Source organism: Streptomyces sp. NPDC029836 (assembly GCF_055574495.1).
Window position 1 is genome coordinate 99,478 of sequence record NZ_JBVHZI010000015.1, and the last position, 26,574, is coordinate 126,051.

General features: G+C 69.5%; 27 protein-coding genes and 4 pseudogenes. 15 read left to right on the top strand and 16 right to left on the bottom strand.

The window, feature by feature from the left end; translation table 11 throughout:
- Positions 1–135: 135 nt before the first annotated feature.
- Positions 136–3,573, bottom strand: coding sequence for an ALF repeat-containing protein (locus tag ACZ4XJ_RS31475; protein ID WP_468498149.1), 3,438 nt, complete (start codon positions 3,571–3,573; stop codon positions 136–138).
- A 912-nt stretch (positions 3,574–4,485) separates the two neighbouring features.
- On the opposite strand from ACZ4XJ_RS31475, the gene ACZ4XJ_RS31480 reads away from it, so the two are divergent.
- Positions 4,486–4,950, top strand: coding sequence for a Ku family protein (locus ACZ4XJ_RS31480; protein ID WP_362877866.1), 465 nt, complete (start codon positions 4,486–4,488; stop codon positions 4,948–4,950).
- Positions 4,951–5,055: 105 nt separating this feature from the next.
- Here ACZ4XJ_RS31480 and ACZ4XJ_RS31485 read toward each other — a convergent pair whose 3' ends face one another.
- Both ACZ4XJ_RS31485 and ACZ4XJ_RS31490 read right to left on the bottom strand, forming a co-directional pair.
- Complete coding sequence (locus ACZ4XJ_RS31485; protein WP_362877865.1) at positions 5,056–5,205, bottom strand: hypothetical protein; 150 nt, start codon at positions 5,203–5,205, stop codon at positions 5,056–5,058.
- Positions 5,206–5,572: 367 nt separating this feature from the next.
- A pseudogene (locus ACZ4XJ_RS31490) lies at positions 5,573–6,003 on the bottom strand (transposase); the annotation flags it as partial.
- Between the two features lie 138 nt (positions 6,004–6,141).
- Between ACZ4XJ_RS31490 and ACZ4XJ_RS31495 the strand changes: the two are divergent.
- A complete protein-coding gene (locus ACZ4XJ_RS31495) occupies positions 6,142–7,056 on the top strand; it encodes a transposase (RefSeq protein ID WP_468498178.1) in 915 nt (304 codons plus the stop codon).
- A 76-nt stretch (positions 7,057–7,132) separates the two neighbouring features.
- Here the strand turns inward: ACZ4XJ_RS31495 and ACZ4XJ_RS31500 are convergent, their stop codons facing one another.
- Positions 7,133–7,519, bottom strand: coding sequence for a DUF6221 family protein (locus ACZ4XJ_RS31500; RefSeq protein WP_468498150.1), 387 nt, complete (start codon positions 7,517–7,519; stop codon positions 7,133–7,135).
- 95 nt (positions 7,520–7,614) lie between these two features.
- Between ACZ4XJ_RS31500 and ACZ4XJ_RS31505 the strand changes: the two genes are divergently transcribed.
- Entirely contained in the window at positions 7,615–8,385 is a 771-nt protein-coding gene (locus tag ACZ4XJ_RS31505) for a transposase (protein ID WP_468498151.1), read from the top strand.
- Between the two features lie 9 nt (positions 8,386–8,394).
- On the opposite strand, the gene ACZ4XJ_RS31510 is transcribed toward ACZ4XJ_RS31505, so the two are convergent.
- A complete protein-coding gene (locus ACZ4XJ_RS31510) occupies positions 8,395–8,685 on the bottom strand; it encodes a hypothetical protein (RefSeq protein ID WP_468498152.1) in 291 nt (96 codons plus the stop codon).
- Positions 8,686–8,931: 246 nt separating this feature from the next.
- Here ACZ4XJ_RS31510 and ACZ4XJ_RS31515 point away from each other — a divergent pair, with 246 nt between their 5' ends.
- Positions 8,932–9,303 carry a hypothetical protein gene (locus tag ACZ4XJ_RS31515; RefSeq protein ID WP_468498153.1) on the top strand — a complete coding sequence of 124 codons (372 nt, stop codon included), beginning with the start codon at positions 8,932–8,934 and terminating at the stop codon, positions 9,301–9,303.
- Positions 9,304–9,494: 191 nt separating this feature from the next.
- Here ACZ4XJ_RS31515 and ACZ4XJ_RS31520 read toward each other — a convergent pair whose 3' ends face one another.
- Positions 9,495–9,767 carry a DUF6233 domain-containing protein gene (locus tag ACZ4XJ_RS31520; RefSeq protein ID WP_468498179.1) on the bottom strand — a complete coding sequence of 91 codons (273 nt, stop codon included), beginning with the start codon at positions 9,765–9,767 and terminating at the stop codon, positions 9,495–9,497.
- A 352-nt stretch (positions 9,768–10,119) separates the two neighbouring features.
- Here ACZ4XJ_RS31520 and ACZ4XJ_RS31525 point away from each other — a divergent pair, with 352 nt between their 5' ends.
- The gene (locus ACZ4XJ_RS31525; RefSeq protein WP_468498154.1) at positions 10,120–10,281 is read left to right on the top strand and encodes a hypothetical protein; all 162 of its coding nucleotides are present in this window, start codon (positions 10,120–10,122) and stop codon (positions 10,279–10,281) included.
- Positions 10,282–10,295: 14 nt separating this feature from the next.
- On the opposite strand, the gene ACZ4XJ_RS31530 is transcribed toward ACZ4XJ_RS31525, so the two are convergent.
- The gene (locus ACZ4XJ_RS31530) at positions 10,296–10,592 is read right to left on the bottom strand and encodes a hypothetical protein (RefSeq protein WP_468498155.1); all 297 of its coding nucleotides are present in this window, start codon (positions 10,590–10,592) and stop codon (positions 10,296–10,298) included.
- A gap of 1,933 nt (positions 10,593–12,525) precedes the next feature.
- Here ACZ4XJ_RS31530 and ACZ4XJ_RS31535 point away from each other — a divergent pair.
- Both ACZ4XJ_RS31535 and ACZ4XJ_RS31540 read left to right on the top strand, forming a co-directional pair.
- The gene (locus ACZ4XJ_RS31535; RefSeq protein WP_468498156.1) at positions 12,526–12,942 is read left to right on the top strand and encodes a hypothetical protein; all 417 of its coding nucleotides are present in this window, start codon (positions 12,526–12,528) and stop codon (positions 12,940–12,942) included.
- A 786-nt stretch (positions 12,943–13,728) separates the two neighbouring features.
- Positions 13,729–14,202, top strand: coding sequence for a lamin tail domain-containing protein (locus tag ACZ4XJ_RS31540; RefSeq protein ID WP_468498157.1), 474 nt, complete (start codon positions 13,729–13,731; stop codon positions 14,200–14,202).
- Between the two features lie 240 nt (positions 14,203–14,442).
- Here the strand turns inward: ACZ4XJ_RS31540 and ACZ4XJ_RS31545 are convergent, their stop codons facing one another.
- Positions 14,443–14,901 (bottom strand): Rieske 2Fe-2S domain-containing protein, encoded by a 459-nt coding sequence (locus ACZ4XJ_RS31545; RefSeq protein WP_468498158.1) that lies wholly within the window; start codon positions 14,899–14,901, stop codon positions 14,443–14,445.
- Positions 14,902–15,003: 102 nt separating this feature from the next.
- Between ACZ4XJ_RS31545 and ACZ4XJ_RS31550 the strand changes: the two genes are divergently transcribed.
- Complete coding sequence (locus tag ACZ4XJ_RS31550) at positions 15,004–15,528, top strand: VOC family protein (RefSeq protein WP_468498159.1); 525 nt, start codon at positions 15,004–15,006, stop codon at positions 15,526–15,528.
- Between the two features lie 617 nt (positions 15,529–16,145).
- Positions 16,146–16,576, top strand: a pseudogene (locus tag ACZ4XJ_RS31555) (IS5 family transposase); the annotation flags it as partial.
- Here ACZ4XJ_RS31555 and ACZ4XJ_RS31560 read toward each other — a convergent pair.
- Complete coding sequence (locus ACZ4XJ_RS31560) at positions 16,573–17,430, bottom strand: class I SAM-dependent methyltransferase (RefSeq protein ID WP_468498160.1); 858 nt, start codon at positions 17,428–17,430, stop codon at positions 16,573–16,575. The pseudogene ACZ4XJ_RS31555 and the gene ACZ4XJ_RS31560 overlap by 4 nt on opposite strands.
- Positions 17,431–17,545: 115 nt before the next feature.
- On the opposite strand from ACZ4XJ_RS31560, the gene ACZ4XJ_RS31565 reads away from it, so the two are divergent.
- On the top strand, positions 17,546–18,154 hold the full coding sequence (locus ACZ4XJ_RS31565; RefSeq protein ID WP_468498180.1) for a TetR family transcriptional regulator: 609 nt from the start codon (positions 17,546–17,548) through the stop codon (positions 18,152–18,154).
- 216 nt (positions 18,155–18,370) lie between these two features.
- Here ACZ4XJ_RS31565 and ACZ4XJ_RS31570 read toward each other — a convergent pair whose 3' ends face one another.
- Positions 18,371–18,595 (bottom strand): FhaA domain-containing protein, encoded by a 225-nt coding sequence (locus ACZ4XJ_RS31570; protein WP_468498161.1) that lies wholly within the window; start codon positions 18,593–18,595, stop codon positions 18,371–18,373.
- A gap of 208 nt (positions 18,596–18,803) precedes the next feature.
- Here ACZ4XJ_RS31570 and ACZ4XJ_RS31575 point away from each other — a divergent pair, with 208 nt between their 5' ends.
- The gene (locus tag ACZ4XJ_RS31575) at positions 18,804–19,100 is read left to right on the top strand and encodes a helix-turn-helix domain-containing protein (RefSeq protein ID WP_468498162.1); all 297 of its coding nucleotides are present in this window, start codon (positions 18,804–18,806) and stop codon (positions 19,098–19,100) included.
- 121 nt (positions 19,101–19,221) lie between these two features.
- Here the strand turns inward: ACZ4XJ_RS31575 and ACZ4XJ_RS31580 are convergent, their stop codons facing one another.
- Positions 19,222–19,536 carry a hypothetical protein gene (locus ACZ4XJ_RS31580; RefSeq protein ID WP_468498163.1) on the bottom strand — a complete coding sequence of 105 codons (315 nt, stop codon included), beginning with the start codon at positions 19,534–19,536 and terminating at the stop codon, positions 19,222–19,224.
- Between the two features lie 289 nt (positions 19,537–19,825).
- Between ACZ4XJ_RS31580 and ACZ4XJ_RS31585 the strand changes: the two genes are divergently transcribed.
- Both ACZ4XJ_RS31585 and tpg read left to right on the top strand, forming a co-directional pair.
- Entirely contained in the window at positions 19,826–20,206 is a 381-nt protein-coding gene (locus ACZ4XJ_RS31585; protein ID WP_468498164.1) for a DUF6009 family protein, read from the top strand.
- Between the two features lie 581 nt (positions 20,207–20,787).
- Positions 20,788–21,206: pseudogene (gene tpg / locus ACZ4XJ_RS31590) on the top strand (telomere-protecting terminal protein Tpg); the annotation flags it as partial.
- 128 nt (positions 21,207–21,334) lie between these two features.
- Here tpg and ACZ4XJ_RS31595 read toward each other — a convergent pair.
- The 5 genes and pseudogenes from ACZ4XJ_RS31595 to ACZ4XJ_RS31615 all read right to left on the bottom strand — a co-directional run bounded on the left by ACZ4XJ_RS31595 (position 21,335) and on the right by ACZ4XJ_RS31615 (position 24,580).
- On the bottom strand, positions 21,335–22,294 hold the full coding sequence (locus ACZ4XJ_RS31595; RefSeq protein WP_468498165.1) for an anti-sigma factor RsbA family regulatory protein: 960 nt from the start codon (positions 22,292–22,294) through the stop codon (positions 21,335–21,337).
- Positions 22,291–23,283: an MEDS domain-containing protein gene (locus tag ACZ4XJ_RS31600; RefSeq protein ID WP_468498166.1), complete on the bottom strand. Its 993-nt coding sequence runs from the start codon at positions 23,281–23,283 to the stop codon at positions 22,291–22,293. The genes ACZ4XJ_RS31595 and ACZ4XJ_RS31600 overlap by 4 nt, the downstream gene beginning before the upstream one ends.
- 81 nt (positions 23,284–23,364) lie before the next feature.
- Positions 23,365–23,532 carry a hypothetical protein gene (locus tag ACZ4XJ_RS31605; protein WP_468498167.1) on the bottom strand — a complete coding sequence of 56 codons (168 nt, stop codon included), beginning with the start codon at positions 23,530–23,532 and terminating at the stop codon, positions 23,365–23,367.
- Between the two features lie 113 nt (positions 23,533–23,645).
- A pseudogene (locus tag ACZ4XJ_RS31610) lies at positions 23,646–24,182 on the bottom strand (GNAT family N-acetyltransferase).
- A 119-nt stretch (positions 24,183–24,301) separates the two neighbouring features.
- Entirely contained in the window at positions 24,302–24,580 is a 279-nt protein-coding gene (locus ACZ4XJ_RS31615) for a hypothetical protein (protein WP_468498168.1), read from the bottom strand.
- A 1,073-nt stretch (positions 24,581–25,653) separates the two neighbouring features.
- On the opposite strand from ACZ4XJ_RS31615, the gene ACZ4XJ_RS31620 reads away from it, so the two are divergent.
- Positions 25,654–25,827, top strand: coding sequence for a hypothetical protein (locus ACZ4XJ_RS31620; RefSeq protein WP_468498169.1), 174 nt, complete (start codon positions 25,654–25,656; stop codon positions 25,825–25,827).
- Positions 25,828–26,062: 235 nt separating this feature from the next.
- Positions 26,063–26,574: HAMP domain-containing protein (locus ACZ4XJ_RS31625; protein WP_468498170.1), on the top strand; the 512-nt coding region annotated here is incomplete at its 3' end.

The following is a 26,574-nucleotide window of genomic DNA, read 5'->3' on the forward strand; positions in this document are numbered from 1 at the left end:
AGGGGGTGATGCCGGAGGGGCGGCGGCGCGCAGTGTGGGCGGCGCCGCCACTTCGGCGAGGTTCGGAGAAGGCGGCCCGTCAGGATTGGGACGCCGTGGGAGCATTGAGCCCGCTCCCGCTCGTCGTGCCGTCCGTCACGGCTTCAGCGTGACGTCGAACTCGATGACCTGGGTCTTGGGCGACATCGGACCGGAATCACCGACGATCTTGTTGATGAGCGCGCCCACGCTGTTGCTCCACCAGTCCGTGTATCCGATGACCGGGGGGTGGGTCGCGGACTCGATGTCCGACTCGTTGTACGCGGTGTACCGCCACACGACGGAGCCGTCCGCGTTCTTGCGGGTGGGGGTCATCCGGACCAAGTGCGAGCCCAGGAACGTGTACGCGAGGTTCCCCGTGAGGCCGGCTGTGGAGAGCGTCCCGTAGTCCTTCAGGTACTTCCCCGCACCGTCGAAGCCGCTGAGCGAGTAGTCGTACAGATAGGGGTGGCCCAGTTCGAAGTTCCCGTTCCGCGTACGGTCGGCGAAGAAGGCCAGGGCCTTCTGCGTGTGCTCGTGCTCACGGTAGACGCGGGTGAGTTCGTCATTCGGACCGAAGCACTGCGACCGGGGTCCCTTTCCGGTGAGCCAATCCACTCCCAGTTCCCACGGATTGGTGTTGTTGCTGGACTCGATGGGCGTGCCGAACGGCGTCAGGCAGCTCTCGGCGCCTTCGGGGAGGCCGTTCTTGCCGGGGACGATGGGGACCTTCGAGTTGTCCAGGGCCTTCTGGATCGCCTCGCGCATCGCGGCCTCGATGACGAGGTGCTTGGCCTCCGCCGCGGCCTGGGAGGCCGCGCCGGCGCTCGCCCCGGCCGCGAGCGAAGCCTTGCGGGCCGCGGCGGCCGAGGCCGCGGCGTCAGCGGCGTAGGAAGCGGCCTCGGTGGCGGACCGTACGGCGCGGGTCGCCGCGCTCCGCGCCACGCTGCTCGCCCTGCGCGCCGCCACGGCCGCCTGACGCGCGGTCTCGGCGGAGCGTGCCGCGGAGGCAGCGGACGCCTCGGCGGACGCCGCGTTCTTGCGCGCCTCCTCGGCGGACAGCTTGGCGGCCGCGGCGTAACCCTTGGCACGGTCGGCCCACTCGACCGCCTTGGCGGCCGCGTCACGTGCGAGGGCTGCCGCCTCGGAAGCCCGTGCCGCGTTCTCCTGCGCCTCCTGGGCCACCTTGGCAGCGCCCGCGATCATCGCCCGGATCGCGCTGATGTGCGTGGCGTGGTCATGGTCGATCCGCGCGAACTCGTGCTGCGTGGTGCCGATGAAGCGGCGCAGCATGTGGGTGTCGCCCTCAAGCGCGATCTTGGCGGCGGCCTTGACGTAGGGACCTCCGTTCGCCAGGAGGGTGGTCGCCTTCACGCGGTCGTCCTCGCGGACGGCCGCGGCACGCTCGACGTGCAGGAAGACGTGCAGGGCCTGGGCGGTGCCCTTCTCCAGCGCGGCCACGGCCGCACGGCGCTCGGCCGGGCCGGTGTTGTCGTCGGCCAGGATCGTCGTGGCCTCGACCCGGTTGTCCTCCTTGGCCGCCTCAAGTGCTCCGCTTTCGAGGAACGTCCGCACTTTCGTGGGGTCCTCGGTCCTGAGCACGGCCACGGCCGCCAGGGCCACGTTCTTGGTCGAGATCGCGGCCATGGCCGCGACGTTCTCGACGTTGTCCTGCCGCAGGGCGATCAGCCGGTCGGCGTCGATCCAGTGGACGACGTCCTCGTCCGAGCCGGCCAACGCGAACTCCGCGGCCCGATGGGTCCACGTTCCCGCCCGCCCAATGAGCTGGATCGCCGCCTTGCGTCCGGCCACCACGGCGTCCGCGGTCCTGCCGGCCTTCAGCGCCGACTCCGCGGAACCGATGAGCCCGAGCAGCTCCTGCGACAGGCGCGCTTCCTGGGTCCGCTCCCGGTTGTACCGTTCGAGCTGATTCGTTTCCGCGCTCGCCTCCAGCCGCGCCCGCTCGATCGCCTCGGAGGTCTCCTCGGCCAGTCGGGCGGTTTCGGCCTCACGGGCCGTCTGTTCGACCGCACGTGCCTTGTCGACGGCGTCGGCGGCCTTGTTCGCCGCCTCGACGGCCGCGTTGGCGGCTGCCGTCGACCGGTTGGCGTAGTCGACCGCCTGGCCCGCGTGGTTCGCCGCCTCCAGGGCGGCCGCTGCCGCCTTCTCGGCATGATCGGCGGCACTGTTGGCCGCGTCGCGCGCCGCACGGGCGGCCGTCGCCGCCTGCCCGGCCAAGGTCCGCGACTTGCTCGCGGCCCGCGTCGCCCTGCCCGCGGCGGCCTCGGCCACGGCGGCCTCCCGCTGCGCCACGGCGGCCTCGGACTGCGCGGCGCCGGAGGCCACGGCCGCGTCGGCCGACGCCCGAGCCGCGGCGGCGGCGTTGAGGGCCGAGCCGGCGGCTGCCGCACCCGCGGCGTCCGCCGCTTCGGCGGACTTGGCCGCGAGATCGGCCTTCTCCGCCACGGCGCGGACGAACCTGACCATGGCCGTGGCGGCCTGCGCCGCCGCTCGGGCCGCGTCTGCCATCCCCGCGTCCTTGGAAGCCCCGATCGCGGCCTGGTACGCCCGGGTCGCCGCCCGTCCCGCCGACGCGGCCGCTGCCGCGGCGGCGTGCGCGGCCGCCACCGAACGCTGCGCGGCGGCCTGCGCCGTCCGTGAAGCCGACACCGCGGTCGACGCGGCGGCCGCCGCACCCCGGGCTGCCTGCGCCGCCTTGTTCGCGGCCCTCGCGGAACGCTGGACGTCCTGATTGGCGGCCTCGGCCTCGGCCTTGGCCTCCAGCGCCGCCTCCTTCGCCTTCTCGGCGGCCTTCACGGCCTGCTGGGACAGCTCGACGGCCTCGTCGGTCTTCCGGCCGGCGCGCTGCCCCTCCGCCTCCACGACCTTGACCAGCTGCTGGATCGTCGCGGTCTCCTCGTCACGGGCACGGGCGATGTACTGGCCCGTTTCGAGGAACCACCGGATCGCCCTCGGCGTCCCGTCGTCCAGTGCCCGCTGCGCGTACACCCTCACCTGCGGTGACGCCGTCACGAGGATCGACGTCACCTGCACCCGGTCGTCCTCCTCGTGAGCGGTGAACTGTCCGCCGCTGAGGAAGGCGCGCAACGCGAAGTCCGAATCGGCCTCCAGCGCGGCGGACGCGTCACGCTTGACGGCACGGCCACCGCGGGCCATGACCGTGGTCACGGCCACCTTCAGGTCCTCGCGCACCGCGGTCTGGAACCCGCCCTTGAGGAAGGCCTCGACCGCCGCCGTGCCCCCCGACAGCGCCATGCCGATGCCTTCGCGAGTCGCCTTACCCGCCATGACCAGCGACTGCGTGAGGGTGAACCTGTTGTCCTCGGCCCGGGCCGAGGCCAGCTTCTCGTCGAGGAACGCCTTCACGTCCGCCGCGTTCCCCACCAGGGCCGCGGCGGCAGCGACGCGAACGGCTCGGCCGCCCGTCCGGTACGCCCAGACGACCCTGCCGCGTTCGGTGTCCGGCAGGCCGGCCCCCTCGGGCACCGCGGCGGACCCGACCGGACCCGCCGCGTACGCGGACCGACTGAGCACCGTGCAATTGGACAACGCACAACCGGCCGCCACCCCGGCGAAGGCGGTGATTATCTGACGTCTGCTGAGCTGTCGTGAACGTGATGCCATCACGACTCCCTTCTCTTGCGCTGATCCCGACCAGGACGTGCTCCCGGCCTGACGGGCTGTCATGGTCGGTGGTCCGCACCGGGTGTGCCGTTTCGGACTCGGGAACCACGACTGCGATGTCGTGTTCTCCGGTGGCGCCGACCGGGTTCGCGTTTCGCTCCCGGCGGCGATCACTACTCTCGGCGCACCGCGGGGGTGGGGGAAGGGAAACCAGCCGGCCGAAAGGGGCCCTGACCTGTTCCGGCCTGCGCGGGCTTCCTGCGGCGCTCCGCCCTCTCTCTCCGCGGCGGATCCGGGACCGGGCGAGATCCCCCTCCCTCGGAGGGGTGCAGTGTGGTGTGATCCGCAGGACGCTCCACGTCGCGAAGTACCTGTCAGATCGCAGCCGGCGAAGGTGTATTGCGGGGCAGCTGCACGGGGGCGAGCCCCTGGAAACCGCCCTGCGTCGCCGGCTCCGGCTGATGGGCGGTTCGGGCGGGCGGGTGGGCGGTTCGGGCGGGTGGCCCGCCGTCTCAGCGACCTGCGCTTCGCCTTGGACGTCGCGACCGGGCGCACCGCCCGGTACAAGGCCCCGCCGCAGCCTGGGCGAGGGGCCTGGCGCCTCCGTCGAGCACCCGCCCGACGGCGGCCCGCAGTCGCGTTCGAACCACGGCGGAGCGGAGGGGCCCACGCTCCCGGCTCGACGTGGAGCAGGGGGGATCTCGATGGCATGGATCGGTGCGGGGATCCCCCGTGGAGCGTCGTCATGGAGGCTGTCTCGGTACGGGACTCGGACGACCACACCGAGCAGGTTGGCGGCGACCACCGTCCCCGACCGGCGACGTGATCGCCCTGCACCAGATGCGGTGGCCGGACGAGGTGCGCCCGCCCGGCGCGGTCCCGGCGCCGGCCGCCGTGGACGTCACCGATACGGAGATTCAGGCCGCAGTGGACCTGGCGGCCGCGTTGGCCACCGGCGGGTTCGAGCTGTCGGAGCAGCGCGACGCCTACCGTGCCGCCGTCGAGGAGGTGATCGCCTCGAAGGAGTCCGGCCGCCCGGTGGCGGCCGCGGGCGAGCCGGCACTGTCGGGGGAGGTCGTCGACCTGATGGCCGCGCTCCAGAAGTCAGTCGAGGACGCACGTGCCGCGCGGCAGGAGAGTCGACGCCTCCGTCCACGACCTCCCCACGGGCAAGAAGGCCGCGACGAAGGTTGTGAGGCCTGCGGCTGGCTCCGCGAGGAAGATGGCTGTGCGGCGGAAGCCGCAGCGCAGCGCGTGATCGGTGATTCGGTCAGTCGTAGGACATGACGGCGATCCACCGGCCGTGCCCGTCCTCCTCGTCGGTGAGGAGGCGTAGTTGCCGGGGTCCCGGTGACTACGTCGCCGGTGTCGGCGGGGTGGCCGGTGACGGCGTCACAGCGCGCGGGCCTCTTCGGTGCCGTTTGTCGTGGTGAACAGAGCGCGGGCCTCGGTGATGTCCAACAGTCGGACCAGCCGCTCTGGTACCGGGCCCGCCAGGACCAGACGGCCGGTACGCAGCAGGAGCAGCATCAGGTTGAGCATGGAGGAGTCCGCGAAGGTACATCCGGATCGTTCGCAGCCGCCGTGCCAGCCTCCTTCAGGGGGCCGAGGCTGTCCTGGTCGAACTCGCCCCCGCACACGATCACGCGGACACCGTCCTCGTCGGGCAGGACCTGTACCAGCTGTTCCACCGCAACTCCCAGCCTCGCCGACCGACGCGGCACCGCGTCCGTCTCCCGCGGCCAAGGTACCCACGCCCCCCGCCTCACCAGACGTGAACCGTTCATGATCCACAGCACAGAATTGATCGGCGGCTCCAGTCGGCGCATCCGCGATCATGCAGATCGGAGTACGGGTACGGGTACGTACCCGTACCCGTACCCTGAGGGCATGGAAAGGAGCACCACACGAGTGGGGTTCCGTGTCGGTCGACGATGAGGTGGTGCTTGCTCCCCGGACGGGCGCGGTCGACTGGCGAAGGTCCGGTGTGAGCCCCCCTTTGAGAGCTCTGACGTGCGAGGCGTCGATCGCGGCGTCATCCATGTCCAACAGCCCGGAGGTCCGCAGCTCGGTCAGCAGGACTTCGTGGAGGCGGGGCCACACGCCGGCCTCGGTCCAGTCCCGAAGCCGCCGCCAGGCCGTCACACCGCTGCAGCCGATCCGCTCGGCGGGAACGTCCCGCCGGCTCACGCCCTTGCACAGCACGTAAACGATGGCCCTCAAGGCGGCACGGTCATCCACCGGCAGCCGCCCGGGATACCGAAACCGCCTGGGCGGCCGCCCCGGCAACAACGGGGCCACACGTTCCCACAGGCCATCAGGCACGAGACCAGCAGACACACCCCAGATCCTGCCGACAGCACACCCAACTGCCAAGCCCCTCAACGAATCTCATTCTGAAACGATCAGTAACGAGCTGGTGCGTGATTGCGGGTGACGTGTCTTGCTGATGGGTGTCATGATCCGGATGTGGCGATCATGGTCAGTCGGACGGTTCTCGCGCATCAGGTGTTCACGGGAGTCTCGCGGGGGCATCTCGCGGCCCTGGTCGAAGAGTTGGCCGGTCCGTGGCAGGCCGTGGTGGAGGGGCGTCGTCACGAAGCTCGCGGCGGGGCCAGGAAGCGTGGGGCAGGAGCCGGTGTCCAGCATCGGCTGGTATTCGTCGACCGGCTCGTGGCCACGTTGATTCACTTGCGGCACGATCTGCCGCATGCGGCGTTGGGGCTGCTGTTCGGCGTCGACCGCTCCACCATCACCCGTGCGATCGGCGAGATACGAGGGCTGCTGGCAGAGCGGGGATGCGCGGTCCCAGAACGGCCCGGCCTGCGGCTGCGGACCCTGGCGGATGTGTTCGCATACGCCCAGGCCGAAGGCATCGAGCTGCGGCTGGACGCCACCGAGGTCCAGGTCCGCCGGCCCCCGGCTGGCCGCGGCGGACGCCGTGCTTTTGTCTCGGGGAAGAATAAGCAGAACACGATGAAGGCCACTGTCGTCGCCGACCATGAGGGCCGCACGCTTTGGACAGATGCCCTGCGAACAGGCCGGATGCATGAGGCGACCGCCGCACGCAACGAAGGCATCGGTACCTGTTTCCAGCACTTCTCCGACGTGGAAGTGCTTCTGGACGACGGCTACCTCGGACTCCGTCGCGATCATCCCGGCCAAGCGGTGACCCCGCCCAGGAAGGGAAACAAGATCAGCCCGCCCGAGGTCATCGAAGCCCGCCTACGAGCCCGGCACCGCCACTCCTCGATGCGCATCACCGTCGAACACGCCCTCGCCGACCACAAACGCTGGAAGCAATTGGTCCGCTGGACCCACCGCCGAGAGAACCTGCCCGCCACCTACCGGGCCATCGCAGGCCTCGTCTCCGACCGCAACACCAGCGGCTGACAAAGCCCCCAGGTCAGGCACCCATGTCTCCAACGCAATCACGCACCAGCTCGTAAGGGTTGTCCCGTAAAACGATCTACGTCTCAGGGGTGACGGGGTAGTCAGGGTGATCGCCGTAAGGTGACGCGAGGTCGAGCAGGTCGTCGCATGGCCAGGTCTCGCCGTCGTACTGGCAGTCATCGCGGTTGTCCCACGGTAGTTCGGGGTCGCCCGTGGCAGGACTGAGTGCATGGCGGGCGAGCACGCGCCGCTTGGCTTCGACCTCCCGCAGGATGCGAGCCGGGTCGTGCAGCGCGACGTGCAGGGCGATCGTGGGATGGAAGCCGGAGAGTTCTATTTGGCAGAAGTCGACGGTGCGCCCGTGAGCGGTCCACTTCCCGCAGTCGTCACCGTCGCAGCGTCGGGCCAGGGCTGCCTCCTCGTCCAGTCGTGCGTGGAGGAACGTCACAAGGTCTTGGCTCATGGGGTCATCCTGGATGATGCGCCAGGCCCGGTCGCTTGTTTTCCGTGCTGAGGGCAGGACCCGGCCGGCAGGCGGGCAACTGGGATGATCTTGCTGTGGCTGGTGTGATCACGGCGTCGGAGCCGTCTTGGATATCCCCGTTCACCGGGCTGAGCCCGCGGCAGTTCGGGAAGCTGGTGACGGTGCTGCGGCGCGAGGGGGCGGACTCGGTCCGCAGGGGCCGGCAGTGGAGTCTTCCGCTGGAGGACCGGGCCCTGTTGGTCGCGGCCTACTGGCGCACGAACCTGACCATGCGGCAGCTCGCTCCATTGTTCGGGGTGTCCAAGTCGGCGGCGGACCGCATCATCGACCACCTCGGGCCGATGCTCGCGCTCCAGCCCCGCAAGCGGTTCGCGAAGGACACCGTGCTCATCGTGGACGGCACCCTGGTCCCCACCCGGGACCACACCATTGCCGCGCAGTCCAAGAACTACTGGTACTCCACCAACCACCAAGTCGTCATCGACGCGGACACCCGCCGGGTCGTGATTGTCGGCCGGCCGCTGCCCGGGAACCGCAACGACTGCAAGGCCTGGGAGGAGTCGGGCGCCAAGGCCGCCGTCGGTCGCGCACTCACGATTGCCGATGGCGGCTATCCAGGGACCGGCCTCGTGATCCCCCACCGCCGCGAGCCCGGGCAGTCCGAACTCACGCCCTGGAAGGAAGAGCACAACAGATCTCATAAGCAGGTCCGCGCCCGCGTCGAGCACGTCTTCGCCCTTATGAAGACGTGGAAGATCCTCCGTGACTGCCGTCTCAGAGGTGACGGCGTCCACCACGCCATGCTGGGCATCGCCCAGCTGCAGAATCTCGCCCTGACCCAGTGACCGCGAGGGTCAACCCAGCTCAGCCACGTCAGAGCCAGCAGGCTTCGGAGGCCTCTGGTGACCGCATGCCAGCCGGGTTCCGTTGGCGTCCGTCACTGTGTACTCCAGGACAATCTTGGTCGGGTCGCCGTCCTCATAAGGCCACACCGTGATGCCTCCCTCCCAGATGAGGGTGGAGAACCAGACATCGATCCCCTCGGCTTCAGGTACGACCGTGAAGACCTCCCCGGGCTTCAGATAGAAGTCTTCACCGTACGGCTCGATGAAGAGACAGAGATCGCCATTGCCTGCGTTCTCCACAGGCAGCCTGCTGCGTCCCACTCGTCCCCCCCAAAGACCGCCACTCCGATGATCCATTCCACAGTATCCGCCCGCACCAGCCCCGCCGAACTCAAGCCGCCTGTCCCTCCAAGTCCGTTGCGGGACAGCCTTTAGGCGCCCGCCCGGTCCCGGCAGATGATCTCCACGCCGGGGTGGCGGACCAGCCACGCGGCCAGTGGCCCGGCTTTACGGGTCGGGAGCACCGCGTTCCGTGGGGTGGACGATGTGACGATTTTCGACGGGGCCAAGCTGCGGTTGCAGATCAAGCAGTCCCGCGACGGCACCGACCCCGTGGTGATCGAAAGGGACTTCACCGCGATCGAGGATCGGCTGGAGGACAGCACGTCGAACGCCAACTACGACGGTCGCTACCGCACACCGATGATCAGCCACCGGGCCGGCCCCGAGCCCTGGCCGACTCGATCCTGTTCCTGGACTGGCACGGCGACGGGCGCCACGAATACACCGCCTCGCCCACCGTCTGACTCGACGCAACAATGCGGGCCGCCACCCTGGCCCGGTGGCGGCCCGCACCGCGTTCAGCTTCGCCAGTGTCCGAACTCCATACGGCCGGGCCGCCGCCGCGCCACTCGATGAGGCGTCGCCGTACGGGGCGACCTCGTCGGGGTCGAAGCCGACCCGGCGGAGAAATCCCAGGATGTCGGACGGGCCGAAGGCTCGGCCGAGGATCTCGCCGTCGCAGCGGACCCGCCGCCCGCCCTGCTCGTCGGGCGGGTGGACGATCACGCGCAGCTCGGGGGCCATGTTTCCACCCTGGGCGCGGACGGTCACTCCAGCACCCCGAGGGCAGTGTCCGGGCGACAGTGCGGGCACGCGGGGATCCCCTCGGCGAAAGCCTGCCGGGCCGCGTCGCGGGTGGCGGGCTTGCAGCGGGTACGGGTGTCCCAGCACTGCCCGGTGTGCACGCGGGCGGCCGGCCGGTAGGTGCCGATCCCGTGCTCTATCAGCCACTCAGGAGGTGGCGGCGCAGGCCTCCCGAAGCTCGTCCGAGCCTTTCGAGAACCGATCGAACGCCCATTGCATTCCCGCCCCCGGGTCATCGACTTGCCTGCCGCCAGTCTCACCTGACGGTATGACAGCTATATGACCGCCGTAAGTCTTGACGGGCGAGGTCTGGCGTCGTGCCATGAGAGGACATACCGCGACGGGGGATGACGCGATGGTGGCAGAGGGACACGACGAACCCGGTGGCGAGTCGGACAGCCGCAATGCGGTCCCGCAGAACAGCGCTCGGAAATGCCCGCCTGACAAGGACCATTCGTTCGCCCATGTGGCTTGGATCGTCCTGGCTCTCTTCATCTTTGGGATGATCTTGAGTGCGGCAGCCGGCGACTGCACTGCGCAATGCATCAGCGACCCCTGAAACCCGTGGCCTGCAGCCGTTGATGGACCTTGCACGGACCCACCGAGGTCGGGCCCGCCGCCGAGATCCTGCCGACGCTGGAGGACGCCGGGGACCGGGCGCTCCTCGGCTTCTTCCGGGCAGACCTGCGGGAGCAGGGCCAAGCGATCAGTGGTGGCGAGCCCCATGTGCTGCGCGTCTCCGTCACCTGAGGCAGGGAGCTGGTTCAGGTGCGGTGGAGGAGTGATACCGGCCGACCGCGTTCGTTCGCGAACCACTGGGCGATGTCGTCGAAGGGCTCGTCGACGGGCCGGTCGGCGAAGGTTTGGTTGTACGCCGCACGGCCTTTGGGGTCGGCGTGCTTCGGTGGCTCGGAGGGCAGCTGATCGCCATGGAGCCATAGCACGGCACTGGGCTCGATGGTGAGCGGCATGCGTAGCGGAAGGCTGAGGCCCCCCGTCTTGCGGACCGTCAGGGGCAGACCGTGTGCGGCGCGGTTGCGTACCCACTTCAGGCCGCGCATCACATCCCCCTCCGGGCAGCCTCGCGTCGTCACGTAGGCATCAGCTGTTCGTCGACGGCGCGCGCCCAGTAGGCCGCTTCCGTCGCGGGGATCGCTGCCGCCCGTGGATTGGTGCCCGTGCTGAGGGACTCGGTCAGGCGTGCGCGGGCCTGGTAAAAACCGTCCATTGCCAGGCGCAACAGGTCTGAGGCCGCTGATGTCGTCGTCGCGTCCCGGTAGCGAGAATCCCACTATGAGGTCGCCCTTTTCGGATCGCTCCTCCATGGTCCTGCCGACCAACACCGGGCCCCGGCCGCAGAAGGCAGCTGGCTCGCCGCGGAGCACTGCGTTCGGGTGTCGGCCCGGAGGGTGCTCCCTGCCCCGCTGTGCCGTCGGCCGTGGACAGGGTCGGCAGCCGTCACCCGGCGCCGGCCACCGCCCGGGGGCAGCGTTTGCGTCGCCGCCCGACTCGGCGCGCACCGAGCACCGGAACCGCGAGGCATCCGACGTGGGGACAGGCTTCTGGAGCGGCCTGCGCGTTACCAGGCTGCCTGGGTCCTTGGGCTGCTGAGTGTGTTGTCGGGCGTGCGAGCGGGCCCGCATTCGACGATCTCTCGTGCCGCCCGCGGTCCGTCAGGGTGGTCGCCGAGGAGGCGGGTGGTGATCAAGATGGTGCGGATGACGGAGACGCCTTGATCTGCCAGGTGTTGCTGGACGGTGTCCATGTCGGTGCCGGCGGGGTCATGGAGCCCGCCGGCCCGGTACGGCCCGACCCGGAGCGCCCGACGTGGCTCTCCCCGTGGCCCACCACCGTGGTACCCGGGGCCCACTGGCCCTGGCTCGCCGCCCAGGTCGCGCCATACCTCCAAGCGGCAGGCCCGGGTGCGGCGGCCCGGACTGCGGACGGAGAGCCGTACCGGCGGGTGCTGACCGGCTTCGAAGTCGAAGTGGCGGCGGGCACAACGCGGCACGCGGTGGTCATGCTTGAACGCATCGCGGTCGTAGCCGGCCCGGGACTCGTCCGCGATCCGCAGCGCGGAGACCGCGACTCCGATCGGCAGGACCTCCGGCACGACGGCCGCGGCCTGGGCGGTGGTGGGCGGGGGGCCGCCCCGACGGAAGCCGCGTTCCCCGCTCACCGGCGGCAGGCCGCACTGGCCAAGGGCGCGGGGCGTGCTCGGCAGCCCCGGCGCCGCCGGCCCGGCCGGGCCCTAGCGTTCGGCCCGGTCCGGGCTTATAGCAGGCGATCGGAGAAGCCGCCCATAAGGGGCGGGCGGGCCGCCCTGCTGCTTACTGCGCTGCCTGATGCGCGGACGGGTACCGCGCGGGGCGCGGGCGCTCCGGCCCGGCGTCGCCGCGGTGGTGCCGGTTTGGTGTCCGCCCTGCGGTGCGTGCGCCCGGGGCGGTCGGCCGCAGCGACCTCGCCGGCCGTGCCCCGCACGGGCGGCGGCCGGGCTCCGTGAGCCGACTTGCCGAGTACCTGGTGTGTGGGCGGGGTGGGGAACGGCGTCATGGCTGGCCCCGTTGGGGTCGGCAGCGCAGAGTTCCTGCTGCTGGTTCACTGCGGGCGCCGGGCCGCCCTGCACCATGGGGAAGGGCCATGCCCTTGATGTCGCCCAGCGCGAGGTCCTTGTTGGCCGGGCTTCACTCGTTCGGCGGAGCACGGTGTCGGCGTGCGCGACGTCGCCGGGCCGTTCGGCGATCGCCCGTGTCGGCTTCCGGCTGCCCGACAGCCGCCCTCGCAGATACGAGCCGTTCGCGCGCTGGTCCTGCCCTGCCGGCGACGTGCCAAGCCGGTCAGATCCTGCACGGCAAGGGCGTGGCAGCCGCGGATTGCGGGGTCCGGTGGACTGTGTCAGCGTGGTGAGCCGGAAGCTCGGGGATGTCAGGGGCGGAGACGACCCGAGGAATCCCGAACGAGGGGAAACCCATGAGGCACGTTCCGAGTACTGCCGTGAGCGCGGCCGCAGCGCTGCTCCTGTCCGTCGGCGCAGCTGCTCCCGCCTTCGCAGCCGATCCGAGTCCCAACCCCAGTGCGGCGGCTGCACAGTTGTGCACCGACCTGAACAAGCTCCGTTCTGACACGACGGCGCTGTCCGGACTGAATCCGGCCTCGGCGACGAAGGACCAGGTCAAGGACGCATACAACGATGTCAGGGACGGCTGGGACACGGTCGGGAAGTCCATGGCGACGTGGAATGCGGCCCAGAAGGAAGCCGTCAAGTCCGCGGCGGACGGGCTGAAGAAGACCTGGGACGACCTGCCGGACGACACCACCGGCGCTGCGGCCGCCACCAAGCTGAAGCCGCAGGCCCAGATGCTGGACAGCGCGGTGAAGTCCGCCCGGACCGGCCTGAAGTGCCCGGGCTGACGACCACACTCGGAAGTAGCACGGTGCTCCTTGCGGCGCGCGACTCACGCTGCGGGCTCGTCCGGAAGCGGCATGCGGCCCGATGGTAGGCCTGCCGACTGAGGGCCGCCTCCCCAAGCCGGGGAGGCGGCCCTCAGAGCTGAATGCCGGACCAGGTGCACAGGGCTGCTGGACAGGACATCGTCACCAGCAGCGTCGCCGCAGCGGACACCCTCGCCCTGATCCTTGGACTGATCACCGCCTGGGCCGCCGCTCACCCGCCCTGAGATCCCTGGCTCCCCAAGACCCCTGGTCACCCGAGCCAATAGTGGCTCACCGCGCCGCGATGACAGCCGGGCCTTGACCCCGGATTTGAACACGTCCATGCGGCTTGGGTCAGGGTAGTTGCTGTTGGTTGGAAGTCGTTCTCGTAGGCGATCGGGGACGCTGTCCGAGTGACGTGCCGGTCCGCGAAGGTGCGGCTGTTACGGGGCCTTGCACCCGTTCGGCGCAGGGGCCGCTGATGGCAGCGAGGCCGATGGTCGGTGGGCTGAGGTACTGCGGTCCATGAGCCTCCTGGGCGTGTATCGGAGCTGTAGCGGTCGGGGGTCAACGTGGTCTTGACGCATGCCGTATGCCGGCGAGAGTTACAGAAATGTCTGCATTGGGTAACGTCGGATGTTTTCATGGGTTTCGGGTGTGGTACGGGTCCAGTGTGTGGCTCCTCGGCAGGACGCCGGGACCTGTTCGAAGTCCGCCCGGCTTGCATGAGTCCGGGCCGGACTGTCTGTTGAAGGAGCCTTCCATATGTCTGCTTCTCTCGTCACCCGCCGCACCCTCGCCGGACTCCTGGCCGCCGGAGCGCTGATCGGTGCCGCGGCGGTGCCGGCCGCCGCCGACGACCACCGGCGCGACCAGCGCGGCCCGCATTCCTCCATCGTCATCGGTGACGTCGAGAACGCCGCCCGCGGGCGCGACAACCGCGCCCTGAACAGCGAGTGGGTCGAGGTGAAGAACACCGGCCGCCACAGCGTGGAGCTGCGCGGCTTCACCCTCACCGACAAGCAGGGCAACCACTACCGCTTCAACAACCTCCGCCTGCAGGGCCGCTCCAGCGTCAAGGTCCACACCGGCCAGGGCCGCGACACCCACCGCGACGTCTACCAGGACCGCCGACACCAGATCTGGGACGAGCGCGACACCGCCACCCTCCGAGACAACCGCGGCAACGTCATCGACACCGAGTCCTGGGGCCGCCGCGGCCACCACCACGGCCACTGACACCCACCAGGCAGCCACACCCGCAAAGCGTGTGACCTGCCGGCTACCGCACGGACCGGCGTGTCACGGCAAACCAGCCGCGGCACGCCACGGCTCGTCGAGCGCCGTCGGCCCCCGAAGCGTCGACTCAAGCACCCGCGGGAATCACTCCGGCGCTGGTGGGGAATCCAGGAGCTCCAGCAGCCGCGTGCGTCCTGCGGCGAGGGTCAGGCACCACCAACGACCGCGCCGTGGGGGAGGTCAGAAGCCGTCGGGTGTCCGCCTTTCGAACGGCTCCAGGGCCGGCCCCTGGAGGACGACGCCGTCGATGCCGAAGCGGGAGCCGTGGCAGGGGCACTCCCCGCTCCGCTCGGCGTTGTTGAACGCGACGAGGCAGCCCATGTGGGTGCAGACCGCGGATACCACGTGCAGTTCACCTTCGTCGTGGCGGTGGACGGCGCAGGGCTTGCCGCCCGCGCGGACGACGGTGCCCTCGCCGGGCTGGAGTTCGCTGACGGGCCCCTTGGAGCCGTCGCCCAGGCTGTCGAGGCGGTCCTTGACGAAGTGCTTGCCCGGATGCCCGGTTCGCCTGCCTCGCCTGCGCCAACCCTGTCGATGTGCGGGAGCTCGTCCTCGCCCCGGGCCAGGAGTGGGCTGTCTCTGCTGAGGGGCTGCTGGGGTACACGGTCTGGGAGCCGGAGCCGGGAGTGTGCTGCCCACGGTGCGGTTCAGACGCTGGTTTCATGCTTGATCCAGGACCATAACTGTCCTATTTGAGTTCTAGTGTCATCACATCCGAAGAACCACAGGAGGGGACGACCGATGAGTCACACTGCACCCGAGGGCTACACCAGCGTTGCGCCGTGGGTGGTCACCGACGACACCGGCGCGCTGCTCGATTTCATCACCCTCGCGTTGGATGGCGAGGAGATTGCACGGGTGCAGGTCGAGGACGGCACCATCGGCCACGGCGAGATCGGAGTCGGCGACACTGTCGTGCTGGCCTTCGACCGACGGCCCGACTGGCCGGTGCTGCCCTCGCTGTTGCGGGTCTACGTCCCGGACGCAGACGCCGCCATGGCCGCTGCCGTTTCGCACGGGGCGCAGGTGATCACCGAGGTTGCTGACAGTGCGTGGGGGGATCGCGGCGGCAGGGTGCGGGACCCGTTCGGCAACATTTGGTGGGTGATGAGCCGGGTCGAGCACATCGCACCGGACCTTGCCTGGCAGCGAATGTCCGAGCCGAAGTACGCCGAGGCGATGCGCACGGCCCAGGAGACTCTGGACGCCGCGCTCAGCGGCCGGGAGGCAGGGGTGGCCAGCACCCCGCAGCGCCCGACCCACTGAGATTACCTTCCGCTGACATGCTGGGCGGACCAGGCGTACCAGGGCGCCGGCCGCCCCATCCGAGTCCCGTTCCGGACCGCCGACTCAAGGAGTAGAAGCGGCGTCATAACACCACCCATGCCAAGACCCGCTGCCTGCGTGAGTGCGCCATGGCCACCCTCAAGAACTCGCGCCTGCCGCGCAAACTTCGCTGCAGCACCAACCGAATCGCCGCCATCGTGAAGGCTGTCCTCGTCTTGCGCCACGCCCAACGTGAGGTTGGAAAGAGCTCACTGACGCGTGTCCGATGGACAGCCCTGCGGGCTGGTCCGCCCCTGCTGTGCCCTTCGGGCACGGGCGGACAACAAGCTCCTGCCCTTCGGGCAGGGCGCTGCGCGCCGGGCCCCTTCAAGGCGCTTCGCGCCGGGTCCGACCCCTACAGGGGCGAAGGAAGCGCCCCGCCCCGTCAAATTCCCGGGTCACAAGCGACCCGGCAGGGGAGCGCGGGCGCGGTTTTGCGCTGGGTGCGGCAGGTCTCGCACCCCCACCTGTGGGCAGGCCACGGCCCGTTGGGGCGGGGCGGTGGATTGGGGCGGTGTCTTTAGGTACCCGGTGCGCGTCAGGCGACTGAGCCGCACTTGCCGGCTTCGGGACAGTGTGGCGGACGGTGGAACCATCACCGCAAGGTGATCAATGGGATCTTGTGCCGGGTGCGAACCGGCATACCGTGGCGGGACCTTCCCGAGCGTTTCGGCAGCTGTAAGACCATCTACGAACGGTACCGACGCTGGCCGGCGGACGGCACTTGGGACGGGATCCTGCGTGCCGTCCAGGGCGACGCCGACCTCGCCGGCCGGATCGACTGGAGCATGGTCAGCGTCGACTCGACGTCCTGCCGTGCCCACCAGCACCCTGCCGGCGCCCGGAAGAAGAAGCCACGCGTTCCGAAAAAAGGACAACGCCCCGGCACCACCGCCCCGACGAAGGACTCGGACGGTCCCGCGGCCCAGGTGATCGCCCGCATGGTCCGCTCCTGAAGCAGCCGCAGGTCGGTCGGGGCGACTGTCAGCGCCGCGTGGCCTCGCCGCGTACGGCGGTGACCAGCCAGGAGCTGCTGCGCAGCCACACCGCGCCATCCGTCTCATGGCGGCTCAGGGTGGCCGTCAGCGCCTGGCGAGCCTGGGTCTGCTGCCGGCGGCCGACCCGGTCGAGCAGGTGGCGTCCGGGGCCGGAGTCCAGCAGGAACGCCGCAGCGTCTTCCGCGTCGGCCCCCCATTTCCCCGGCACCTCGATGCGCTGTACGTCGACATCGGAGAACCCGCCCGCGGTGACCACGGCGCGGATGCGGTCGGGGTCTGTGAGCGAAAACATGCCTGGGTCTCCGGCCTTGCCGAAGCCGCCGAGCGGCACGATGGCCTCCAGCGAGGCCAGCGCCTCGAGCCACTGGTTGGCCTCGGCTTCGGCCGCGCAGATGAAGGCCAGCCGCCCGCCGGGGCGCAGTGCGCGGTGGAGGTTGGCGAACGCGGCGACGGGATCGGCGAAGAAGGTCATGCCGTATCGGCTGATGACCGCACCGAAGCCCTCGGCGTCGAACGTGTGGACTTGTGCGTCGCCCTGGACGAAGGCGACGTTCTCCACCCGCTCCCGTACGGCGCTCTCGCGGGCCTTCGCCAGCATCGGGCCGGACAAGTCCAGCCCCAGTGCCTGTCCGCGGCGGGTGCGCCGGGCCGCGAGGCGGGTGGTGCGGCCGGCCCCGCAGCCGACGTCCAGTACGCAATCGGTTTCCGTGATGCCCGCGGCGTCCAGGAGGGGCTGGTTGAAGCCGTCGTTGACGGAGTCCCAGCGGTCCTGGCTGCGGGCCCACTGCTCGCCCTCGTATCCGTTCCACGCCTCGGCCTGGGCGGTGTTGGCGAAATGAGCCATAACCGGCTCCCTCCCACCGGGGCGCAGCACGGCACCCCGGCCCTAGTATGGGCAAGTGCCCAAACAGTATGGGCGGATGCCCATAGTTGCAATGGGGCTGAGGGAAGGGGCGGTTGTGTCACCTCGTGGAGTGGCCATTCCGGATTTGCGCGAGCGGTTGTTCGCGGCCGCTGAGCGGGTGGTGGCCCGCGACGGCGCGGCGGCTCTGACCAGCCGCGCGATCACCGCAGAGGCAGACTGCGCCAAGGGCGTCCTGCACACGCATTTCACCGGCCTGGACGAGTTCGTCGCCGAGCTGCTCCTGGACCGGTTCGCGCACAGCGCCTCTCAGGCCGAGGCGCTGGAGGCCAAGGTGGGCGAAGGCACGGTCGCCGGCAACCTCCAAGAGGTCGTCCTCGACCTGCTGGAGGCGCTCCCTGCGGCGGTGGTGGGGCTGGCGATGACTCGACCGGCAGCCGCACGCCACACCCGGGAGGGATTCCAGTCCGGCGCGCCCGCCTTCGATGCGATCCAGCACGCCTTCACCGCCTACCTGCAGGCCGAGCAGCGCGGCGGCCGGCTGCCCGCCGGCGCAGACACTGCCACCATCGCGCTCGCGCTGGTCGGCACGGTTCACCACCTGCTGATGACACGCGTTCCGGGACAGGGCGAGGGTGCGAAGGCGACCACGCGACGGCTGCTGGCCGTTTTGCTCGGCGGCGCCGGGCAGCCGCCGACGGCGTAGCCCTCGGCACCAGGGTCTTACGCCGACGCCTGCTTTGGGGCCGCCTCGTGCCGGGTGCCGGTCCGACAGGAGCTGATGTCGGCGGCTGGGCAGGTCAGTGTCCTGTGGTGTCGTGGTATGGCTGGTGGCCGGTGGTCCAGGTGCGGCCGCCGTCCTTGGACTCCTGGACGGCACAGGTGACAAGAGCGCAGCCATGGGGGCGGTAGGGCCGTCGGGTTACGCGTTCAGAGCGGTCAGTGGTGCGGAGGTGATGTGTGCCATGGGGGCACAGTGGACCTTGTAGCCGCCGTTGGGGACGTGTTCGGCCGCGGTGAGCCGCACGGTGAGTGGGCCCGCCCATTCGTAGCTCTCGCGCTCGCCGTGGCGCTCCAACCGATCGGTCAGCTCCTGCCCCACGACGGTGAGGTGCGGGCCGATCTCGGCATACACGGACGAAGGCATCAGCCGTCACGACCATGACGGCCGGCGCCGCGCCCGATGGCTGAAGCAGAGCAAGTGGGGTACCCGGGGCAGTACCCAGGGCGCGGCGACGTTCGATCACCCCCCAAGCGTCCCGGGCGGCATCCGGGAGCCGGTCGGCTCCGGCCCCTCGGGTCCCGGACCGGCTATCCTGTATGCAACCAGTGCATCTTTGATGGGAGTTACCCATATGGCGAGTTCAGAGGCTCTGTTGCGGTTGACGGTTGCGGCACTGATGTACGCGACGGGGGAGTCGCAGGCCGATCTCGGCCAGGGACTAAGGCTCAGTCAGGGGCAGGTTTCCCGCAAGCAGTCGGGGGAGTCCGGCGGGTCGTCGTGGACGCTGGCCGACCTCGACCGACTGTCCGCGCACTACGGCATCCCGGTGTCCGACCTGTTCTGCGGGGTGGACCATGCAGTGAAGTGCCTTCCGGCCCACCGCCGGGCAGCCACGGTCGGCGGCCTTCAGACGACCATCACCCCGTAGGCGGGGGAGCAGTCCTCCGTCGAGCCGGCCAGGTGATGCTGGGCGCTGAGATTTCAGTGTGTGAATGGGGGCGGTGGTGGCACGGGATGGGCGTCCGCCAGGACGGGATTGGTGTTCCTGCTCAGGCTGGGGAGCCGTACTGATCATCGCTGTCACGAGAGTCCTGCGGATCTTTATCCCTGGCGCCCTCGCGTGACAGCATGCCCCCTTCGCCCCGACACCCCAACGCGGCGGACCGCAGGTCGATCAAGATCCGTCGGGCGTAGCCCGCACAACGCTGCCGGCGAGTTCCGGCGCAGCCGCTGATGGAGGCTTGTTTTCCCTCGGCACTGGGGATCCGTTGCGCTGTGGCTTCGTCGCCGGTGAGCAGTTTCAGGTGGGTGTCGGTGGCGGCGTCCAGGAACACGCTGAGAAAGTCCTCATCGTTCATGTCCATGTCGGGACAACGCCGGGCCGCGACCACGGTCGCCTTTCCCGCACAGACCGGCGAAGGGAGCGGCACCCCCGCCGGGCTCCGTCACCGCAGCAACTATCCGCCTATGGTTCCGCAGCCCGCGCGTGAACCCACTCCGGCGTACTGTCCGCAGCAATCCCAGCCCTCTACGATGGACGGAAGAAACCATGACCCAAGCCCGGCGCCCCATAGCCGGTACACGGATGCCTGCCGCGCACAGGGCCGCCTGCCCTACCGGGCAGGAACGCAAGACCGAGGAGGGACGAAAGCCATGAGCTCGCTACTCGAACGGAGCGATCTCGCCCACGAGAACAATGTGGTGTGGCTGGAGGACCCCGACGAACTCGACTACGTACGCCAGGCCCTCGACAAGACACCCCGCCGACGGGGCAAGCCCCGCTACTACCGGGACGGTCGCATGATCGGCTTCACCGAACTCGGCGACACGGCGGAGGCCGACCCCGACAGCGGACTGCAAAAGCGTCGAGTCTTTTACCTCCTCCCGCACGACCGGGACGCCGAGCCCAACGGCCTCTACAAGGAAGGCGCCCCGGGCGAGGCCGTGGACCCACGCACGATCGAGCCCCGCAAAGTCGGCCTCAAAACCCCACGCTCCCAGCGAGGACTCGCAGCCAGCGAAACAGTTGCCTGATTCAGTCCCTTCAGCCCCTGTCGCTCTTATATGTGCTCTGAGCTGGGCCTTTTCCAGGGACCGAAGCAGAGTCGGATCCGGCCACACCGGCCGGCCACTTGATGCCGTTCCTGTTGCCACAGCGAGGATCGCCGCCAGGCGCTGTGAAGGGGCAGACTCGCAACAGCATTCGACGCAGGGAGCCGAGATGAGTGCACAGCCGATCCACCACCCATGGCGGCGTACGCGGCCACCTGTCCCAGTGCGAACACATTGGTCCCACGGTGGGAGAGCTGGGTCCATCATGAACCCGGACGAACGAGTCGCCCGGATCACCTGTGGACGGTGTGGTGACCAGGACGCTCGATGCGGCTGCTGAAGGCGATCGACGAGGCCGCCGACGACGAGCGGGCGGGAGAGCTGTAGCGAGACGTGCTGCGGACCCAGGAACGCTCTGGTCGGAATTCCGACCAGGCCGCTGAACTGGAGAGCGCCGATCCCCACCCGCCGCGCCTCTCGGACCACGTGAGCCCCGTTAGGCCCGCAGGCGGCCGCCCAGACGGTCACCCGGTCCCCCGGCCGGGACAACAACGCAGGACCCCATGACGGCAGTCGGCGGCGGTCTCGACCCGGCCGTGCAAAAGGCGTTCACTCGCCCCGCCCCCAAGACGGCGCCCGCGCAGATGTGCTACCTGGTCAAGCAGCTGAAGGGAACCCGCGCGGCCGCGGCCGCGCTCGGCATCTCGCAGCGCACCTTCGGGTGGTACGTTAACGATCAGATGAAGAAGCCGCGCGTGGACCTGGCCGGCCGCTTGGCGGGGGAGGGTGCCCGCCGCTGGCAGCCCCAGATCCGCCGAAGGCGAAGCGCGCCGCGGCCACGTCGACGGGCCTGATCCTCAACACCCGCGCCCGCTTCGGATCCTCCGCCGCACCCGGCACCGCCCACGACGCCCGCCTATGTCACCAGACGGTGGCCCTGCCCCCGCAGTACGTTGGCCGCCTCTTCGACGCCCAGGCGGCTCTGTTCACGAGAACCCGGAGGTGTCTGAGGCGGCCCTCGACGCGAACGCTGCAGCCAGGCTGGACGGCCTGCGCGCCGCAGCCGAACGCGACCCCCGCCGCACGCCGCACGCCGCTGGTGGTGAGTGCTTATCCCAGGTTTAGGTGGAGGCGCACGGTGGTGCCGTCGGGGCGGGTGTGTACCTCCATCAGGTCGCACAGCTGGCGCACCGCCCACAGGCCGTGCCCGTGCTGCTGCGCGGGGTCCGGCGGGAGGTAACCCGCGTACCAGTCGGCCGGGCTCTGCCCGGGGTCGGTGATGTCGCACAGGATGCGGTGCCCGGTGCGCGTCAAGGCCACCTTTCCGGCGCCGCCGCCGTGCTGGAGGGCGTTGGTGGCGACCTCGTTGACGGCGAACACCAGCCGCTGCGCCCCGGCGGGGGACATGCCAAGCGAAGCGGCAGCGTCGGCCACGAAGGCCCGCGCCTGTCCCAAGTCGGCTCCGAAACGCATCACGGCCTCCTTGCCGTTCGCCGGGCCCGGGGCCGGCTCCCGCTCCCAGGCCCCGCATGGTGCGGTGGGGGGGAGGTAGTGGTCACTGGCGTGCGCGGCCGGGCCGCTCACCAGCTGCGGGTGGGTGCGCCGGGCATCGGCGACCACCTTCTCGGGCAGGGTCCGGGTGTCGTAGGGGCACACGATCCACGCCGGACAGGGGGCGAAGGCGATGTTGATCGCCGACTCGTAGCGGGTCCACTCCGCCGTCTCCACCGGGTCGCGGCCGTGCCACACCGGCTCGCCGATCACCCGCACCTGCCGGTGCCGGCCCCTGGCGGTGCGCTCGTCGACGTAGCGGTAATAGGCGCCCAGCGTGCGGCCCGGGGCCTCGTACCAGGTGTCGGCCGAGACGAACTCCACCTCGGAGGCCGCATCGCCCAGCCCCTGGCGCAGCAGATCGATATTGGCCTCGGTGGTCACCGCCAGGACCGCGTCGTCGGCGTGCAGGCCGTCCAGACAGAACGGCACGGTCGCGGCCAGGAACTCCTCGTCACTGCCGTAGACCAGCCCCTGATGGATCAGACCCGCTTCCGGAGAGGCAAGGGCGCTGCTCACGCCTGCACCTCCCGGGCACTGACGGTCAGGGACGTTATGTCGTCCCAGCCGACCACGCTGATCACCTGGCACAGCAGCGGCGCCAGGTCCACCACGTGCAACCGCCGCCCCGCCTCCAGCCGGCCTGCGGCGTGGGCCAGCGCCCGCACCCCGGCCAGGTCGATGAACTCCAGCTCGCTCATGTCCACCCACACGTCTCCGGACCACCCCAGCGCGCTCTCCAGCGCTTGGGCCAAGGCGTCGGTGGTGCGGTAGTCGACCGTGCCCACCACCCGCAGCGCCCGCTGCCCCGCCCGGAAGGACGGCACCAGCCGCAGCACGCCGTCGGCATACAAATCCTCCAGCTGCACCGCCCCCGGGTGGCACCGGTCGAAGGTCTCCAGTCCGGCGGCGTCGAAACGCCGGGCGTCGTACTGGCACACCGCCGAGGCCGGCCGCCCGGCGAACACCGCGTTCACCTTCGTCTCGTACTGCGCCAGCTGATCGGCGCCCGGCACCTCACGCAGCGCCCAGCCCATCTCACCGCTGACCCGGAAACCGGCGTAACCGGCCGCCAGAGAGTCCCGCACCTCCTGCTGGAGGGCGACGACCATGGCATCGGCATCGAACGAACCGGCCGCCAGGTAACCCTCATCGGCAGTGGTCACCTGCAACTGGCCACTGGCCAGCGCCGGCCCCGGATCCACCCCGGCCGCACTCAGCCAGCCCAGCACCTCCTGCGGAGCACACTGATCGGCGAAGTACATCACCCGCTCCCCGCGCACCAGACCATCCGAAACATATGCGGTGACCACCCGGCGCTGCTCGGCGTCATCGGCGAACGCCAGACACAAGTGATCACCATGGCCCATGTCCTGGACCCGACGCTCCCTGTCCGCCTGCGTGATCACCTGAAACTCACAGCCTTCACCACTCCCTGTCCCCACCGGCCCCGGCGCATCCTGCTTCGCGCCAGCGGCACCAGCCCGCTGGAAGAAACCTTCGAACACTGTAAGCCCAGCTCTCGGCGGCCTACCCCCGAACCCGGGAGCAATACGCCCGCCCCAAGTATGGACGCACTCATACGACATTCACCGGACGCGATCCCGCCACTGCGGACGAACCGAACATCTCAGGGCTTCAAGACCATCCGGTTGCCCCCTTGGCGCGTATTTCGGGCACACCCTGAAGTAGGCGACGCTCGCCATTTCGATGGTTTGGCACAGGGCATCGGCATCGGGGGTGGTGTAGTCGGTCATGTGGGGTTCCCTGGGTGTCCTTTGACAGTGAAGTTAGTCGTTCTGTTCTCGTTGACCTGCGGCGACTGGATTGGTTGGCAAACGATCAGGTGAGGCGGGTTGGGTTCGTAAGGTCACATAGGGAGCGAGAACAGCCGTACTGGCCCTGAGGGCCGGCGGGCATCGTCGCGCAGGGGCGTCACCATGGTCCGCAGCGGCATGGTCACCAGGCGGCCTTCGGGTTGTTCGACGAGTACGTCGTTGTCGAGCGGGTGCCATCCGAGGCGCTTGTAGAGCGACACGAGAGGCGGCCGGCAGAACAGGAGTGCGTGCTCAGGACCCATCGTGCGGGCGTGCTCAAGGGCAGCTTTGACGACGAGCCGAGCCAGGCCATGGCCTCGCATGCTGGGTGCGACGGCCACCCCGCCGACGCCCACCACCTCTGTGACGGCGCCGCCGATCGCGACAGGCAGTCGCAGAAGGCCGGCGTGTGCCACGAGCCGGCCTTCTTGCCTGATGCCGAAGTGTTCTTCTTTCGGCAGCCAGGTCAGACCGGTCGAGGCGACCCCCGAAGGGATCATGGCTGTTGCCAAGGATCTCTTCCTGGTCCGCCTTGGTGTACTGGGGGAGCTGCATCACTGGGGCGCCACAGAAGATCGGTTCTCAGACACTGCCACATGATGATCTCTCCGCCGAGCACTGGCCAAATGATTCTCCGCCGACGTGGTAGGGCTCGCGTTAGTCCGGTGCGTTGCCCTGGCCTGGGGCGACTGGGTTGGGTGTCAAGCGATCAGTCCTGGTCGGCCGCCTCCGCGAGGCGGTACCAGTCCTGGGTGATCGCCCAGGACTGGTAGGTCCGGAAGATCCGGGCGAGACCCTCCGGCTGCTCTCGTGCGGTGAAGTACTCCCCGATGAACCGGTAGAGCGTGGTCACCGCGGCAACGTCGGTTTGCGCGGAGATCGGGTGGGTCCAGCCTCCAGGAGTGAGGTGGCGGACGAGAACGGGCCAGGGCAGGTCGTGTCCCTTGCCGAGTCGGACGATGAGCCATTCCTGGAAGCCGGTGAGCATGCTCCACGAGCTGCCAGCGTCGAGGCCGAGGACGAAAGTCGTCGTCGTAGCGTAGGAGCCGTCAAGGCCATGCCGTTTCGGGTCTCGGCGGACTGCGGTCAGTAGCGCCCGTTAGTGCTTAATCACGTTGCTCTGGAAGGGGCATTGGGTCGCTGCAGGGAGGTCTCCTGAGGGCATGTTGGGGTGCCGGACCAAGGTGTCCGGGCTCCAGGGCGGATGGGGAACGCTCGTCCCGGCGGCGGCCGGCCAGTTCCATGTCGCCGGGGAAGCCCTCTTCGATTTCGGCCCGGGCGGGTGGTCGCCGTGGGCTGCCGTATAGGGGTCCGCGAGCCTAGGACTATGGCTGGCAGTGACCTGGATCTTCACTCGCCGCCACGGATAGCGGTCGGCCTGGTCCTCCTGGGGGCCCTGGCGGCGCTCGCCACCGTGCGGCCTTGGGGACGGGTAGTGCCACACCGGTTCTTGACCGTGCCGATGTGAATCACCGGATGCCTCATGGTTCTGCGAGCGTGCGGCGCGCTGGGTTCGGCTTCGTCGGTGACGCCAGGGTGTTGACGGGAAACGTACACGTGGGGCCCGGCCGACATCGAGATCGCGCGTCATCTGTCCCGGATGGACCTGCTGCTCTGGCCCCCCTACTTCCTTGTATAGGGATTGCTGTGGGGTGCGACCGCGTGGGCGACGCCGAGGCGATGAGCCCGCTGGGGGCGCAGTTCCTCACTCACGACCGGTACCAGGCTCCTGATGTGCTACTTGCAGGTGTACGTGCCGAGGCGGAGTCGACGACCCCCGGGAGCCGCCGAATCTGCTCCTGAGGCGGTCGTGGCTCTCCGCTGCGGGAAAGGCCGACCGCGGAGGCGTAGACAGGGGTTCTCAGTGGATGGGCGGTTTAGGAGAAGGAGGTGGGTCACTCCCTCCGCCTGGGTTGGTGATCGCGGTCAGAGAACAAGGCCGCCGGCTCCCCGGGCGACTCGATCACCCGCCTGTCCTACGCGGATCCTGCCAAGACGGTCATGGCCTCCCCCAACACCGACCAGGCCCAGCCACCAAGCGGTCCCGCACACCACCTACGAGTGACCGACGACAAATCGGGCCGGGTGAATAAGGCCACCGACGCCGAGAGCCGCGAACGGTCCAAGACGTACACGGCAAACTTCGACACCGGCACCGCCACCGCCACGGACGGTGGCGGCGCGGTCGCGGGCACCACGACCAACACGTTCGGCGCGAATAACGGCGATCGATGACGAAGCCTGAGCCCCCCTGACCAGGGCGTGGGACACAGTCTGCTCGGCGAGCTGGAGCACCACGGGCATCGCGAGACGGCCGGCCGGGGCTGGACCGCGGAGGTGGGGGCGGCCGCAGGCCTGGTTGTCTGGTCGTCCCCGCTCATCCCGCCACAGTCAGTGATAGCGCTGCTTTAGTCTGTCCGGAGTGTGTCCGAAGTTGTCGAGACCAGCGCGATCGGATAGTGAGGCAGGGATGACCAAGCCGGGGGACGCCGTGACGATTCCCAAGGGGTCGGGGGCGGTGGACGAGCAGCAGCTCCGCCAGTTGCTCGCTGGGCTGACGTCCGTTCGTGACGGTGATTTCGGCACGCGTTTGCCGGATGAGACCGACGGGCTTCTGGGGGAGATCGCCACCGTCTTCAATGGCATGGTCGATCAACTCTCCGTGTTCACGTCGGAGGTGACCCGCGTCGCCCGGGAGGTCGGGACCGAGGGAACCCTGGGGGGTCAGGCCGAAGTCCCCGGTGTCTCCGGGACCTGGGCCGATCTGACGGATTCGGTCAACGCGATGGCCGGCAACCTGACCACCCAGGTCCGTGACATCGCGCAGGTGGCCACGGCGGTGGCGCGCGGTGATCTGTCGCAGAAGATCGATGTCGCGGCCCGGGGGGAGATCCTGGAGCTGAAGGACACCGTCAACACGATGGTCGACCAGCTGTCCTCCTTCGCCGACGAGGTCACCCGCGTCGCCCGCGAGGTCGGCAG